The 14,185-nt window shown below is 45.4% G+C and carries 15 protein-coding genes; 12 read left to right on the plus strand and 3 right to left on the minus strand.

Annotated features, from left to right (window positions below):
- The first annotated feature begins 2 nt into the window (after positions 1–2).
- The 7 genes from B3O12_RS03470 to B3O12_RS03500 all read left to right on the plus strand — a co-directional run bounded on the left by B3O12_RS03470 (position 3) and on the right by B3O12_RS03500 (position 5,140).
- The gene (locus tag B3O12_RS03470; protein WP_286747413.1) at positions 3–440 is read left to right on the plus strand and encodes a DUF2141 domain-containing protein; all 438 of its coding nucleotides are present in this window, start codon (positions 3–5) and stop codon (positions 438–440) included.
- Between the two features lie 109 nt (positions 441–549).
- On the plus strand, positions 550–1,194 hold the full coding sequence (locus B3O12_RS03475) for a hypothetical protein (protein WP_286747415.1): 645 nt from the start codon (positions 550–552) through the stop codon (positions 1,192–1,194).
- 12 nt (positions 1,195–1,206) lie between these two features.
- Positions 1,207–1,896 (plus strand): hypothetical protein, encoded by a 690-nt coding sequence (locus B3O12_RS03480; RefSeq protein WP_286755317.1) that lies wholly within the window; start codon positions 1,207–1,209, stop codon positions 1,894–1,896.
- Positions 1,897–1,916: 20 nt separating this feature from the next.
- Positions 1,917–2,942 (plus strand): sensor histidine kinase, encoded by a 1,026-nt coding sequence (locus B3O12_RS03485; protein WP_286755318.1) that lies wholly within the window; start codon positions 1,917–1,919, stop codon positions 2,940–2,942.
- Positions 2,939–3,697, plus strand: a complete 759-nt coding sequence (locus tag B3O12_RS03490) for a LytR/AlgR family response regulator transcription factor (RefSeq protein WP_189628872.1) — start codon at positions 2,939–2,941, stop codon at positions 3,695–3,697. Before B3O12_RS03485 ends, B3O12_RS03490 begins: the two co-directional genes overlap by 4 nt.
- A gap of 103 nt (positions 3,698–3,800) precedes the next feature.
- Positions 3,801–4,445, plus strand: coding sequence for a hypothetical protein (locus B3O12_RS03495; protein WP_286747422.1), 645 nt, complete (start codon positions 3,801–3,803; stop codon positions 4,443–4,445).
- 89 nt (positions 4,446–4,534) lie between these two features.
- Positions 4,535–5,140 carry a YkgJ family cysteine cluster protein gene (locus B3O12_RS03500; RefSeq protein WP_189628874.1) on the plus strand — a complete coding sequence of 202 codons (606 nt, stop codon included), beginning with the start codon at positions 4,535–4,537 and terminating at the stop codon, positions 5,138–5,140.
- 330 nt (positions 5,141–5,470) lie between these two features.
- Here the strand turns inward: B3O12_RS03500 and B3O12_RS03505 are convergent, their stop codons facing one another.
- Together B3O12_RS03505 and B3O12_RS03510 are read right to left on the minus strand one after the other, a co-directional pair.
- Complete coding sequence (locus tag B3O12_RS03505) at positions 5,471–7,807, minus strand: M1 family metallopeptidase (RefSeq protein ID WP_189628875.1); 2,337 nt, start codon at positions 7,805–7,807, stop codon at positions 5,471–5,473.
- Positions 7,808–7,818: 11 nt separating this feature from the next.
- Positions 7,819–8,400 (minus strand): HupE/UreJ family protein, encoded by a 582-nt coding sequence (locus B3O12_RS03510; protein WP_189628876.1) that lies wholly within the window; start codon positions 8,398–8,400, stop codon positions 7,819–7,821.
- A gap of 83 nt (positions 8,401–8,483) precedes the next feature.
- Between B3O12_RS03510 and B3O12_RS03515 the strand changes: the two genes are divergently transcribed.
- From B3O12_RS03515 to B3O12_RS03525, 3 genes are read left to right on the plus strand one after another with little or no spacing between them, the layout of a single operon-like run.
- Positions 8,484–8,981, plus strand: a complete 498-nt coding sequence (locus B3O12_RS03515; protein WP_286755319.1) for a DUF6702 family protein — start codon at positions 8,484–8,486, stop codon at positions 8,979–8,981.
- Positions 8,978–9,811 (plus strand): DUF3298 and DUF4163 domain-containing protein, encoded by an 834-nt coding sequence (locus B3O12_RS03520; RefSeq protein ID WP_286755320.1) that lies wholly within the window; start codon positions 8,978–8,980, stop codon positions 9,809–9,811. The genes B3O12_RS03515 and B3O12_RS03520 overlap by 4 nt, the downstream gene beginning before the upstream one ends.
- On the plus strand, positions 9,795–10,304 hold the full coding sequence (locus B3O12_RS03525) for a YceI family protein (RefSeq protein WP_286755321.1): 510 nt from the start codon (positions 9,795–9,797) through the stop codon (positions 10,302–10,304). Before B3O12_RS03520 ends, B3O12_RS03525 begins: the two co-directional genes overlap by 17 nt.
- On the opposite strand, the gene B3O12_RS03530 is transcribed toward B3O12_RS03525, so the two are convergent.
- Positions 10,294–10,884, minus strand: coding sequence for a 2'-5' RNA ligase family protein (locus B3O12_RS03530; protein ID WP_286755322.1), 591 nt, complete (start codon positions 10,882–10,884; stop codon positions 10,294–10,296). The genes B3O12_RS03525 and B3O12_RS03530 overlap by 11 nt on opposite strands.
- 128 nt (positions 10,885–11,012) lie before the next feature.
- Here B3O12_RS03530 and B3O12_RS03535 point away from each other — a divergent pair, with 128 nt between their 5' ends.
- Positions 11,013–11,516, plus strand: a complete 504-nt coding sequence (locus B3O12_RS03535) for a hypothetical protein (protein WP_189628881.1) — start codon at positions 11,013–11,015, stop codon at positions 11,514–11,516.
- Between the two features lie 100 nt (positions 11,517–11,616).
- On the plus strand, positions 11,617–14,148 hold the full coding sequence (locus B3O12_RS03540; protein WP_286755323.1) for a M14 family zinc carboxypeptidase: 2,532 nt from the start codon (positions 11,617–11,619) through the stop codon (positions 14,146–14,148).
- The last annotated feature ends 37 nt before the right edge of the window (positions 14,149–14,185 follow it).

Genomic DNA, 14,185 nt, shown 5'->3' on the forward strand with positions numbered 1-14,185 from the left:
TTATGAAAACAGTATTCACCATTCTATTAAGCATTATGCTTGCTTTGCCTACTACCCCCACACAAGACAATGGCTATGAACTCACGGTGCAGGTAGAGGGCATCAGAAACCGCAACGGATATATTGCCATAGGACTCTTCGACCGCCATGGCGATTTTCCCGAAGGCGATGGACTTCAGTCCAAATATGTAGAAGTAAAAGGGTCTAGTGTAGAAGTTGTATTTAAGGGACTCAAAGAAGGAGAGTATGCTATTGCTGTAATGCACGATGAAAACGGCAATGAGGAAATGGACTATGCGCAAAACGGAATGCCCAAAGAGGGCTATGGCTTTTCGCTCAATGCCGAAGGAGAAATGGGACCGCCCAGTTTTGGTGAAGCATCTTTTAAGCTCACGCAAAATACGGTTCAGTCCATAGACCTGATTTACCTACTTCGGTAAACCTGAGGTTACTCTACTCTACTGTTGGTCAGTAAAAATCAACAGTTCAGTAGCCTTCTTTTTACCAGCCTTTTATACCTCATTAGTTTAGACTCATAATAAAAACAACATGAAAAAGATTATACTCATTATCGGGCTTGTTGTAGCCACAGTGGCTCTCAAAGCTCAAAACCAACAAGCATACCAGCAGGCTATGGGCAAGGGTCTGGGTCAACTGGCAACCGCTCAAACCCTGGAAGAACTGCAGGCAGTTGCCGCTCATTTTGAGCGCATAGCTGCGGCCATGCCAGACCAGTGGCACCCGCATTACTATGCCGCCCTGGCCAACATCAATGCTTCGTTTAGGGTTGAAGGAGTGGCTGAAAAAGACAAGTATACCCAAAAGGCCCAGGCCTTTATAGATGCGGCCGATAAGGCTTCTCCGGATAACTCGGAAGTAGTGGCCCTGCAAGGCTATAAATACATGATAGAGCTTTCGGCCGACCCTGCCAATCGAGGACAGTCATTATCACAAAAAGCCATGCGATATTTTGGTAAAGCTTTGCAGATAGACCCCAAAAACCCAAGGGCCAATATCTTTCTGGCCCAAATGGAAATGGGCATGGCTCAATTTTTTGGTTCTTCTACAGAAAAGGCCTGTGGCCAGGCCAGCCAGGCACTTAAACTCTTTGAGAGCTCTGGTTCAGCACAGTCGTTTGATCCTGCATGGGGGAAAGAAGTGGCCGAAGAAATAGTGAGCCAGTGTGGCAAATAGATTTTTGAACCCATGGAAAAGGCCTTAATAATATCACATGTGGTGGCCGGTAGTGCCACCCTTCTTTCGGGCTTGCTGGCTGCCTTTTTGGGAAAGAAAGGTGGCTGGTGGCACCGCTTGTCAGGCCGGGTATTTTACTGGTCTATGTTCTGGGTGTTCATTAGTGCCATACTGCTCATTTCTTTTGTGCGGTTCAGCGCCTTTCTAATGGTGATAGCCGTATTTAGTTGGTATATGACTTTTTCCGGAGTTCGCGTGCTGACGTTGAGAAAGACGCTTCAGCCTCTTTTTATAGATTGGCTGGCCGCATGCCTTACCATGGCCTTTGGTCTGTTTAGTATGGGGTTGGGCCTTTACTACCAGTGGCAGTATGAATGGGCTTCGGTATTGGGCTATTTGTGCCTGTTTTTTGGCTTCTTTACCATGCAAACCGGTTGGCTCAACTTTAACGGATTCAGAACTGTGCATAAGGCAGAAAAAATGTGGTGGTGGTTTGCCCATATGAACTCCATGTGTGGGGCGCTTATAGCCAGCATTACAGCTTTTTTGGTTCAGAATGGAAGAGCCTTCGACCTGCCGTCATCTATGAGCTGGGTGCCCTGGGTGTTTCCTGCTATGGTGGGGTTGCCCTTAGTGTCTTACTGGGCCAATAAGTATCGAAAGAAATTTAGAGTCGGCAAATATGCCGTTGGCAACAATTGATTTTTAGTTAGATTTATCGGATGGGCTACCTACAAAACCTGAACTGGAAGACCGAACTTAGAAACACCTTTCTTATTTTCTTCTTCGGCTCATTTACCTCATTTCTGTGGTGTTTCAGTTGTATATGGGAAATAGAAAAAGAAATTTTCTCTATGACCTTTACCGGGCTCATGTGGGTGTTCTTGTGGCAGGGAAACGGCCACCTTTCCGATTACCTGAGTTCTAAAATCTCCTGGCTCGAAAACCCACTCAAACGGTTTATCTGGGGCATTCTGGGAGTACTGGTTTACTCTCCTGCTGCGGTATACTTTCTGTACCTTATGGCATTGTGGACCTTGAACATTAAGGTTGACAACGTAGGGACAATAGCCCTTATTTCTATCGGAATTACGTTTGTCATTAGCTTTTTTCTCAATGCTGCGGAGTTTTTACGCAACTGGAAACAAACCGCGCTCGATGCCGAAAGGCTAAAGAAAGAGCAAATGGCTACCCGGTACGAGTCACTTAAAAACCAGGTAAACCCACACTTTCTGTTCAATTCACTCAACGCACTTACCAATCTGGTTTATGAAGATCAGGACTTGGCAGCCGACTTTATCCGGCAGTTGTCCAAAGTATATCGCTATGTGCTGGAAACACGATCTAAGGAGGTAGTGAGCCTTGAAACAGAAATGAAATTTGTAGAATCTTATCTCTTTCTGCAGCATATACGCTTCGATGACAAGCTAAGGGTTGAAGCCAGCGTGAGCGGTTTTGAAAACCGGATGCTACCGCCTCTTGCTTTGCAAATGCTGCTCGAAAATGCCATTAAGCACAATACCATAGCCAAAGATGAACCGCTCACCATCTCCATTAGAGTAGAAGAAGACATGCTGGTGGTGGAGAACAATCTGCAGATTAAGAATATTCCTACTGAAGAAAGCTCAGGAATGGGCTTGGCCAATATTAAGGCTCGCTACGAGTTTTTGAGCGACAAGCCCGTGGTGGTAGAGAAAACAGAAAGTTATTTTAGGGTTAAACTTCCACTTTTAAGCATTTCAGAATGAAGGTTTTAATTGTAGAAGATGAGTCTATGGCCGCCAAGCGGCTGTCAGCCCTGTTGAAGAAGATGGAGCCGACAGTTGAAATACTTGATCAACTAGACTCCGTTAAAACAGCCGTAAAATGGCTTAAAGTCAATGAAGCGGATCTGTTGTTCTTCGATATTCAGCTGGCCGATGGCTTAAGTTTCGAGATACTGAATCAGGTAAGCGTTAAAGCACCCATCATATTTACCACAGCTTTCGATGAGTACGCCATCAGGGCGTTTAAGGTCAACAGCATAGACTATCTGCTCAAGCCCATAGACCCCAAAGAACTGGAAATGGCATTGGCCAAGTTTCATAAAAACTTTGAAGACAAAAGCCCAGTTGTTCCCAATATGCATATGCTCCAGGAAGCTATGAAAATGCTCTCCAGGCAATATAAAGAGCGCTTTGTGGTGAAAGTAGGGGAGCACATTCATACCCTTGCTGTAAAAGACACAGCCTATTTTTTCAGTCAGGAAAAAGCCACCTATTTGGTAACGGAAGGCGGCAAACGATACATCATTGACTTTACTCTGGAAGAAGTGGAGGGTCTGGTAGATCCGGATGAGTTTTTTCGGATCAGCCGTAAATACCTTGTCTCAATGCGAGCCATAAAAGACATTATTACCTACTCTAACAGCCGCTTGCGCATTATGTTGAGGCAGGCAGACGACATGGATGCCATTGTGAGCCGCGAAAGGGTGCAGGATTTTAAAAAGTGGCTTGATCGGTAGACGATAAGCTCTATTTTCGTGTATGCGTATAGGCTTGGTTCTCTCTTTACTCTTATTCTCATCCATTCTTATAGCCCGCCAACAGCCCTCTGGCACGTGGGTGATGGCCTACAGCAAAGCCCGCCAACCGGTACTTTCGGCCACTATGGAACAAGGCGAACTTGTTTTTGACAAAGGCACTCCTTTCGACTCTTCTGAGGTGTATACTCCCGGCCTGATGGTACTGCAGTTTGGAGATGCCCGAACAGCTAAAAGCTACTCCTGGGACGGCAACGAAAACTGGCGATGGCGGATAATTCAGGATAGTCTGCTGATGTTTGGACAGAGGGATACCCTGTATGGTCGGTTAAGTACAGATGAAATAGTGCTTAGCTCTACTATAGACGCTGTGCCTACAGAATACACTTTTCTCAAAGTAGAAAGTGGTTTGAGCCTAACTACTCTGCCGGCAAAAGCTCAACTAGAGCTCTCGATCGATGAACATGTGTTTGATGGACAGCGGTGGTTGTTTCAAAAAGACACAGTTTACGCGGTGAACACGGCCACTCCGGGACAAGAGCTTTTTTTAACAACTCTGGAGCCGCTGCAAGTGGTTGAGTATGCAATAGATAAAGCCCATGGCAAAGTAGAGTTAGGCATCATTTATCTGTTTCAGGAAAAGCGCAAGCGCTATGTGGGCTTGTTTTATCCGGTGGTAGACGATTTTACACGCCCAAAAGCCAGGCGGCTGAATTTTCGGTTGAAATAGAAAAAGCCTTTAAGCTTTAGGTTCCTCAAACAATTCTCTTGCGTATTCAACTGGTCTATTGAAAAAGCCCATATATTTGCGCGCTTTTTATGTCGGTTGTTCGCAAGGTGAGGGCAGTAGAACGGGTTTTTGCTGCACTCGATATCGAGATCAGGTCCTTTCAGAAGACTACCCAAATCAACTGCCTGGCAGGCTGCGGCAAATGTTGCTTTAAGCCTGATATTGAGGCTACCCCTCTGGAGTTTCTTCCTTTGGCTTTCGACTTATTTTTGACCAGACGTATTGATGAAGCCTATGCCCAGTTGGCCAATGCGCAGCCGTATTGTCTTCTGTTTGCACCTAAGCCGCTCAGCCTGGACAAAGGCAGTTGCAGCCAGTATGTACACAGGGGGCTAATTTGCAGGCTTTTTGGCTATTCGGCCATGAAAGGAAAAAACGGAGAGCCTAAGTACGTTACGTGTAAGATTATTAAGGAGTCCCAGCCGGAAAAGGTGGCTCATGCGCAGGCCTTGAGCATTCAGGGCAACGAAGTGCCAATGATGAGCGACTATTATTTTAGAATCCGTTCCATAGACCCAGACTTAGGCACACACCGCTACCCAATCAATGAGGCCATTCGAAAAGCTATTGAGTACGTAATGGCCTACTATGCCTACCGTAGAAGACCCTCTTTGAAAAGAAAGCTCATTGCTTAATTTTTCTATTACCGGGTGAGCTCCGGTTGTATAGAGGCATGGCACTATACAGGAGAGGAAACTATCCTATGTTTCCATTCAATTTCTCCCAATAGTTTTCAGAGGCTTTCCTGGAGTTATTTCAATGAATTGGGAGAGTTACCGAATAAAAAAACGAGGGTGTCTTAAAAACCTTTAAAACTCGTCATTCTGAATTTATTTCAGAATCTATGAGTTGGATTATCAGCGATATAAAGACCCTGAAACCTGCCTTTGCCGCGGGCAGGCAAGTTCAGGGTGACGCTAACTTGGTTTTTAAGACACCCCCGCTCAATATCGGTTTAGGTGTTTTTAGTTGCCTCCGTTGGCTCTTTGCATAGGGTTAGAACCAGTAGACTGTCCTCTGGCTCCACCACCACCCCAGCGGAACAGCTCAAATCGAGAAGGCTTGCTTACTCTCGGGAAGTAGTTATTGTCTTCATCCGTATCGGCCGTTTCTCTGTAAGGATCCAGTCTAATTTGCACCACCTCTTTATCTTTCATAAAGGCTTTGGTAATGTGCTCTTCGTTCTTTCTCCATATATAGGCCGGAATTCGCTCCACTTCCTTGGTACCATCCACATAAGTCCACTCAATGATTAGCGGCATTACCAGTCCGCCTTTGTTGGTAAACTCAATTTCGTAGAAGTTTTTATTATCGCCCAACAGTGCTCTCTCTTCTGCCGAAAGGGAGGCTGTAAACCTCTGATAAGCTCTTTTCGCCTCTTCGGTTACTTCAAACTCATCGTAAGTATGGTAGAAGTCCTGAAGTTTGGGGTCTTCCTCCACTAAGAACTTCATTCCTTCCTCGCGGTTTCGACTATCGGCTATATCGGTATTTTCCAAAGCGTCTTCGGCAGCAGCAATGGGATACTCGATTTCCGGGTTTTTGGTGTCTAGCTTATACCATCTCACGTTTTCAATGGCAATGTCTACATGGTCTATGGTGAAGTACCAACCTCTTATGAACCAATCGATATCTACCGCAGAAGCGTCTTCCAGTGTTCTGAACAAGTCGTCAGGAGTTGGGTGCTTGAAGGCCCAACGCTGTGCATATTGCTTAAAGGCGAAGTCGAACAGTTCGCGACCCATAATGGTTTCGCGCAGAATATTGAGACCAGTGGCTGCCTTGGCGTAGGCATTGTTGCCAAAACCTATTATGTTTTCTGAGTTGGTCATAATGGGTTCCAACTGGTCTTTGGGCAGAGCCATGTAAGGCGCAATTTTATAGGCAGGCCCTCTTCGGTGAGGGTAGTTGTTGTCAAACTCCTGCTCTGTCAAATACTGAACAAAAGTGTTAAGCCCCTCATCCATCCAGGTCCACTGGCGTTCGTCAGAATTCACAATCATAGGGAAGAAGTTATGTCCTACCTCGTGAATAATTACACCAATAGCACCCCATTTGGTAGACTCTGAGTAGGTACCGTCAGGCAAAGTTCTACCATAGTTAAAGCAAATCATTGGATACTCCATTCCGTTCGAAGCCTCTACAGAAATTGCCACAGGATAAGGATAAGGAATGGTATATTTAGAATAAGTTTTGAGCGTGTGAGCTACTACTTTGGTAGAGTAACGCTCATAAATACCATAGGCTTCTTTGGCGTAGTAAGACATAGCCATTGGGTGCTTTTCGCTGCCTTCAATGTCTACAGCCATGGCATCCCAAACAAACTTTCTGGAAGATGTCCAGGCAAAGTCTCTCACATTTTCTGCCTTGTAGTGCCAGGTTTTAGTGCCTGAAGCTTTTTCCTTTTCATTGGCTTTGGCTTCTTCGAGAGTTACAATTTTCACCGGTTCATCGAAGGTTTTTTGAGCCTGAGCCCATCGCTTCTGTTGCTCTGCGTTGAGCACTTCTTTAGGGTTTTGCAACCAGCCGGTTGAGCCAACAATGTGGTCAGACGGTACTGTCATTTTCACATCGTAGTTTCCAAAGGTGAGGGCAAACTCACCACGGCCGGTAAACTGTTTGTTGTTCCAGCCCTGAAAGTCGGAGTAAACCGCCATGCGTGGAAACCACCCCGTAATGGTATAAATATAGTTGCCGTCTTCCGGAAAATACTCATGACCACCACGTGCTCCCGATTCGTTTCTAGGGGTTGTGTTGTACCACCAGCGAATGTTGAACGATATTTTCTCGCCCGGTTTAAGTACCTGAGGCAAGTCTATTCGCATCATAGTTTGGTTGATGGTGTAAGGCAACTGGCTGCCTTTGGCATCAGTAACCTCTGTAATATGAAATCCCCAGTCGTTGTCGTGCCCATCAAGAGCGTCAATTTGGTCATAGGTCATTCTGGGTCTGATGCTGCTTTCGTCAAACTTGTATGAATCGTTGTCCGGATGTCTTACGTTTTCGTCCAATGCCAACCACAGGTAGGTCAGCGGATCTGGCGAATTGTTAAAGTAAGTAATGGTTTCGTAGCCATCCAGTCGTTGATTTTCATCATTCAGGGTCGCTTCAATTTTGTAGTCGGCCCGTTGTTGCCAGTACTTGGGCCCCGGAGCTCCGGAAGCACTTCTGTACATGCTGGGGTCGCGCAGCATTCGTTCTAGCTGCTCAAATCTTTTTCCGTGGTTACTGTTTACAATCTGGGCAAAAGCACTACCTCCCAGTATACAGAAAGCCACCAAAGAATAGATGATTCTCTTCATGTTAGTTTAGTTTACCAAAATTTAGTTTCGATCATTAAAATGATGGCTATCCCGGCCACTGCCGATGATACAATCATGTTCCAGTCGCGTCTAGCCACGTTAAACAACCCCACAAAAACAAATGAGGTGATTATAAAGAACACCACTATTAAAATTTGCCCCAATTCGAGGCCTACATTAAATGCCAAAAGCGGTGTAAATATGTTTTCTTCCCTGCCCAAAAGGCTTTTGAGATAATTGCTGAACCCTAAGCCATGAATGAGGCCAAAAAATAGCGCATAGAAATAGTTGCTATTGAATTTAGAAGGGGCAGAACCATGTTTTTTAAACAGGTTGGAAACGGCAGTAATAAAAATGGTTACCGGAATAAGAAACTCAATAATGTCGGTTCTGAAGTTAACAATGTTGAGCGTACTCAGGGCTAGAGTAATGGAGTGGCCAATGGTAAAGGCCGTTACCAGAATAAGTACTTTTTTCCAATCCTGAACAACGTAAATAGCACACAATGCAATGACAAAAAGAATATGGTCATATGCGTTCTGGTCTATGATGTGTCTATAGCCTACCTCGAGATAAGTGCCAAACTGGCTCATATTTTCATATCAATGTGTCCAACAACTTCCTAGGAATGCAATAATAAAGCTTAATTTTGAATGGGCATAAAAAAGTATTGTTCATGCAATTGAAGCTTACACATTTGGTGTTTTTGTTGATATTCAGTGGGTTTCATCCTTTTCATGTGAGTGTGGTAGATGTCGAGTACAATGCGCAGGCAAAATCTATACAGGTAAGCCAGCGTATATTCTCAGACGATCTGGAAGACGCACTGGCTGATTTTCACGGACTTGAGTCGGTTGATACCGTAGATCCGCAAGATGCGGCACGGCTAGATAGCCTTATTGGCAGCTACCTAAAACAAAAGGTTTTCTTTGTGGTGAATGGAAAAGAAAAGAGCATTTATTATGTGGGCTCGGAACTGGAGGGCGATGCCCGCTGGTGCTATTACGAGATAAAAGGTGTTGAAGCTCTGAAAGAAGTGGAGCTGTCTAACCTTGCACTAATGGATGTGTTTGACGATCAGCAGAACATTGTTCATTTTAAAGTGAGGGGCAAAGTTTACAGCTATCGTCTCGATAAAAACAGAAACATCAAAACCTTTAAATTTAATCAGTGAAGAGAGTATTCTGCTTTTTCGTATTGGCGGTCTTAGTGGCTGCGTGTTCCTTCGAAAAGAAAGCCTCGGAAAACACCCCGCTTGAGCCGAAGGCTATTCGCAAGTTTGTCAACTACGAGATTTCATCCTTTACAGAGATGATGGGCCCTTGCAAAAGTGACAGTGCTCAAAGGCAATGTCTTATTTTTCAGGTAGAGTTTCCGGTAATTACCGGTCTTGTGCCTCAGTCTGTGGCGGAGAAGCTCAATTACCATATAGAGAAAGACATTCTCTCTTCGTCATTTATTAGCAACAAACCGGGCAGCTTTAAAGAACTCAAAGAAGAGCTCAATGCAGACTATACAAGCATGATCAGCGATTTTCCTGATTATAATAATGCCTGGGTTTTTGAGGTCAACAGCGATATCCTTTACCAAGACAGTCTGTTCATTAGTGTAGCCACCACGGTATATTCCTACACGGGAGGAGCTCACCCCAACTCTGGCCAGGTGTATAGAAGCTACGATTTGCGCACCGGAGACCCCATTACCCTCGATCAGCTACTGGTAGAAAACTACGAGGCCAAACTCTATCCGGCAGCCGAAATTGAGTTTCGCATGACCCGCGAAATACCTCCTGAAATGAGCCTTCAGGAAGGGGGATTTTGGTTCGATGAGGGGCAGTTTAGCCTCAATGAAAACTTTGCGATCATTAACAAGAGCCTCGTTTTTTATTTCAATCCCTACGAAATAGCCCCATATTCTGTAGGACCTACCGAGCTGGAGTTAAAACTGACAGACTTTGTAGACCTTATAGCAGACGGCAGTGTAATTGATGGGTATAAGAATTAGCTTTTTCCTGCTATATATGGCCTGCGCTTCTCTTCAGGCACAGGAGCTTGAGGTACGCTTTGCCATAAACAATGCCGGTATTCCAGTAGAGGGCACTTTTCGCAGCTCATCCATTCAGTATATGTTTGATAGACAGCAGCCTGAAAGCGCCTTTTTTAGAGCAGAGGTAGATGTTGCATCTATAGATACCGGCATAAAGGCCCGCGACAGGCACTTGCTCAAGCCCAAGTATTTTGATGCCGGGAACTACCCGAAAATGACTTTTAAGTCTACCAAAGTGTACAAGCAAGGCGCTAATTATGTACTGGAGGGCGAGCTTAATATAAAAAACACCATACGGCCAATAACCACCCCTTTGTTAATAAGCCATGGAGATGGAGGACAGAAAGAATTTTCGGTTTCGTTTGTGCTGAACAGGCGCGACTTTGGGGTGGGGCGCAACCATCTGATTTTAGGCGATGAAGTTAGAGTTTCCATAAAACTCAGAAACTAAACTCCTCATAGGGCAGCCATCGACTTCCATTGTGTTTTAGCAGCCAAAAACTTTTTACATCAAACTCATCCTTAAAGACTCGCGATGCATAGAAGGGCCAGGCTTCTGTAAAGTGAGCTTTTTTGAGATCGCGAAAAGCCACCGTAATGTGTGGATGAAAACCCCCGGCATGAACTGCATGAAACAGGTGCAGTTTTCTTTTTGTGGCTTGCAGTAAGCTCTCGTTCATTTTCATTAAAGGAGGGCAAGGCTCCGGCTCGATAAAAATGGTGCGAGGCTCAAAAGCCCCAAAACCATTGAGCGTAATAGTAAAAGGCTCAAACGGACCGGCCGAGCGGAGGGCTTCAAACAACCTGGCCTCTTTGGCTTCGCGCCACTGAAAAGGCATGTGCAATGTAATATGTGGAGGAGAGCGAAATGCAGCCTTGCAACCGTAAGCATCGGCAAACTCTTGCTTAATGCTATCTATTTTATCGCATAACTCTAGGGGAGGTATTATGGCCAGAAAATATCGGTACTCGCCTGCTTTCAATTCCGGGAATGACTTAATGGTTTTTTGCTGAAGCTCACTCTTCAACAACGAAGTTATAAAACCCGAACGTTTTATTACATTTCAGAACGTATTGTACATAAGAAGTTGCCTGATACCAGATGTAAGGCCATTGTTGGCATGTAATTTGACTACAGGCGTTTGGTAAATTTCCCTATATGTTGAAGGCTTTTTGTATTGCAGGCACTCTTGTATTTTTTCTTTTTCTCGTAGCCTGCCAGTCAGACGATGCCCCTGTGGCTGAGCTCAAATTTACCAAAGACCAACTACAAACGTTACATGGAGAAAGTGGCCGCACCTGGAAGGTATCGGTGGTTTATGAAAACTACAGCCAAACCGAGTTTAGCCGCTTTAATAATTGCTACAAAGACGACCTCTACACGTTTAGCAGCGATACCACTGCGGTGGAAGTGAGCCTTGGAAGTGTACGATGCTTTTGGCCTGACGCTACTGCGGAATCGGCCACTGTAAACTATACGTATGACGAGCAAAGCGGGCGGGTATTTCTTGAGCATGGAAGGGCAGAGCAAAACGGAGGCTTTTTCTATTCACACTTTTTTGTAATGGAGCTGGTGGAACTTTCAGAAAACAGGGTGTTTTTCGCTTCTGGTGAGAATGGTCGTTACTCCAAAGCCATAGTTTTTGAACCCTCTTCTCCTTAAACATTTGGAGCGTTCGGTATAATCAATCCGACCAGTTGCCCATTTCAGTTTTGTGAGCATTACTTTTTAGAGTAAATTCCAAGCCTTTAACAAATCTGAAATGAAGAAATCTGCAATTTTCACGCTACTATTTTTACTCTCCGCATCACTTTTTGGGCAGGGTATAAAGAGCCCTAGTGAGTTTTTAGGCTACGAGCTAGGTACACGTTTTACCCCCAACTATAAGGTCGTAGACTACTATGAGCACGTGGCTTCTCAATTGTCTAACGTAAAGCTCCAAAAGTATGGAGAAACTAACGAGTTGAGGCCACTCATTGTGGCATACCTATCGGCTCAGGAAAACATTGACAACTGGGAACAGATAAGAACAGACAACCTGAAGCGAGCCAAGTTGATGGATGGTGAGCCTTCCGGTAAAAAAGTGGGTATTGTTTGGTTGAGCTACAATGTGCACGGCAATGAGGCCAACTCTACCGAAACCGCAATGAAAACCCTCTATGAACTGGCTCGACCAGACAACGCCAAGTCTAAAGAGTGGTTGAAAAACACGGTGGTTATCATGGATCCGTGCATTAACCCAGATGGCCGCGACCGCTACTCTAACTGGATCAACCAGGTAGCAGGCACCACCCCTAACCCTCGTCCCGAGGCGGCTGAACATAGCGAGCCATGGCCCGGAGGAAGACCCAACCACTACCTCTTTGATTTGAACCGCGATTGGGCCTGGCAAAAGCAAATAGAGTCTCAGCAGCGCATGAAGCTCTATAACACCATTTTACCCCACATACATGTAGATTTCCATGAGCAGGGAAGTAACAGCCCCTACTATTTTGCTCCGGCTGCCGAGCCTGTTCACGAACAAGTAACCCCCTGGCAGCGTCAGTTTCAGGAGATCATTGGTAAAAACCACGCCAAATATTTCGATGCCAGCGGCTGGTTGTTCTTTACCAAAGAAAACTTTGATATACTCTATCCAAGCTATGGCGACTCTTACCCAATGTATAATGGTGCCATAGGGATGACTTACGAGCAAGCCAGCAGCGACCTGGCCATTCTTACCGATGAGGGAGATACCCTTAAGCTTTCCGATGCCATTGCCCACCATTTTACAACCGGAATGTCTACCGTAGAAATTGCTGCTCAGTACAACGAACGTATGGTAGATGAGTTTGCGGCCTACTTTGAGAAAGCCACAACCGACCCTAAGGCCAAGTATAAAACCTACATTATAAAGGGAAACAATCACCCCGATAAGCTCAAAGCTCTGGAGGCTTTCCTAAACAGGCATCAGATTCGGTATGGGGTTTCCAGTACTAAAAAGCCGGTTTCGGCCTTTGCTTACAGAACAGGAAAGAACCAAAACGTTTCGGTTCAGGATGGAGACATCGTGATTTCTACCTACCAGCCCAAGGCCGTGTTGGTGCAGGCCTTTTTTGAGCCAGATACTTACGCCAGTATTACAGATACTTATGACATTACCGCATGGGCTGTTCCTTATATGATGGACCTGGAGGCTTTTGCCACCACCGAAAGGCTGTCTGTTTCTGAAGGCAAACCAATGTATGCGGCTCCGGAAATGCAGCTGGGAACTACTCCTGCTGCCTATTTGGCTAAGTGGGAAACACTGGAAGACGCTAGGTTTTTGGCCGAAATTATGAAAGCCGGAATTAAGCTACGTTTGGCAACAAGTCCCTTTAGTGTGAACGGGAAAGAATATGCGGCAGGAACGCTCATTATTACCAGAAAAGGAAACACGCACATGGGTAGCCGTTTCGATGAAGCGGTAAAAGCAGCTGCGCAGAAGTTTGGCCGATCGCTTTACTCAACACCCACCACTTTTGTAGATACGGGAAAAGACTTTGGCTCTAACAACGTGCCTTTCATTAAGGCTCCTACTATTTTGGCACTTAGAGGCGAGGGGGTTTCTTCGCTCGGTTTTGGAGAGTTCTGGTATTTCATGGAACAAGAGTTGAACTACCCAATTACCATGGTGAATACGGATGATTTTGGCCGTGTAAATCTGGATGACTACGATGTAATAGTAATGCCGTCTGGTTCTTATGGTCGAATGTTAAGTGAGAGCCGAATGGAAGAGCTTACTGCCTGGATTCGTGGAGGCGGCAGGGTTATAGCCATTGAAAGAGCTATGAATACTTTTATGGGTAAAGGAGGCTTTAACCTGAGCCGTTATGCTTCTGATGCTGAGCAAAAAGAAGCTTCCAGACAATCGGATGAGGAGAAAGAGGCTATTGCTCTTACCCCTTATGCCGAGAGAGGTTCAAGGTTTGAAAGCTTCAGGCTTCCGGGGGCTATCTTTAAGCTAAAGGTAGACAATACCCACCCATTGGGCTACGGATACCCTGATTACTACTTTACACTGAAAAATAACGGTAGCCGATATGCCTATCTGCCAAATGGCTGGAATGTGGGCATCATTGATTCGGAGGCAGCGTATGTGAGCGGAGTAGCTGGCGAAGAAGCCAAGAAGACCCTGGCCAAGTCCATGGTATTTGGTGTGGAGAATGTGGGCCGTGGTGCTGTGGTATATATGGCCGATAATCCACTCTTCAGAGCTTTCTGGGAAAATGGTAAGCTGTTCATGGTGAATGCCATGTTCTTTGTTGGCCAGTAAGGTATAATTCGTAAAACTTTGGCGGCTGCCTCAGCAT

Source organism: Roseivirga sp. UBA838 (assembly GCF_002296035.1).
In the GTDB taxonomy this organism is placed as follows: Bacteria; Bacteroidota; Bacteroidia; order Cytophagales; family Cyclobacteriaceae; genus Roseivirga; species Roseivirga thermotolerans.

Coding starts and splice junctions, on each gene's coding strand:
- B3O12_RS03470 (WP_286747413.1), top strand. CDS start 3: ATGAAAACAGTATTCACCATTCTATTAAGCATTATGCTTGCTTTGCCT.
- B3O12_RS03475 (WP_286747415.1), top strand. CDS start 550: ATGAAAAAGATTATACTCATTATCGGGCTTGTTGTAGCCACAGTGGCT.
- B3O12_RS03480 (WP_286755317.1), top strand. CDS start 1,207: ATGGAAAAGGCCTTAATAATATCACATGTGGTGGCCGGTAGTGCCACC.
- B3O12_RS03485 (WP_286755318.1), top strand. CDS start 1,917: ATGGGCTACCTACAAAACCTGAACTGGAAGACCGAACTTAGAAACACC.
- B3O12_RS03490 (WP_189628872.1), top strand. CDS start 2,939: ATGAAGGTTTTAATTGTAGAAGATGAGTCTATGGCCGCCAAGCGGCTG.
- B3O12_RS03495 (WP_286747422.1), top strand. CDS start 3,801: ATGGCCTACAGCAAAGCCCGCCAACCGGTACTTTCGGCCACTATGGAA.
- B3O12_RS03500 (WP_189628874.1), top strand. CDS start 4,535: ATGTCGGTTGTTCGCAAGGTGAGGGCAGTAGAACGGGTTTTTGCTGCA.
- B3O12_RS03505 (WP_189628875.1), bottom strand. CDS start 7,807: ATGAAGAGAATCATCTATTCTTTGGTGGCTTTCTGTATACTGGGAGGT.
- B3O12_RS03510 (WP_189628876.1), bottom strand. CDS start 8,400: ATGAGCCAGTTTGGCACTTATCTCGAGGTAGGCTATAGACACATCATA.
- B3O12_RS03515 (WP_286755319.1), top strand. CDS start 8,484: ATGCAATTGAAGCTTACACATTTGGTGTTTTTGTTGATATTCAGTGGG.
- B3O12_RS03525 (WP_286755321.1), top strand. CDS start 9,795: ATGGGTATAAGAATTAGCTTTTTCCTGCTATATATGGCCTGCGCTTCT.
- B3O12_RS03535 (WP_189628881.1), top strand. CDS start 11,013: ATGTTGAAGGCTTTTTGTATTGCAGGCACTCTTGTATTTTTTCTTTTT.
- B3O12_RS03540 (WP_286755323.1), top strand. CDS start 11,617: ATGAAGAAATCTGCAATTTTCACGCTACTATTTTTACTCTCCGCATCA.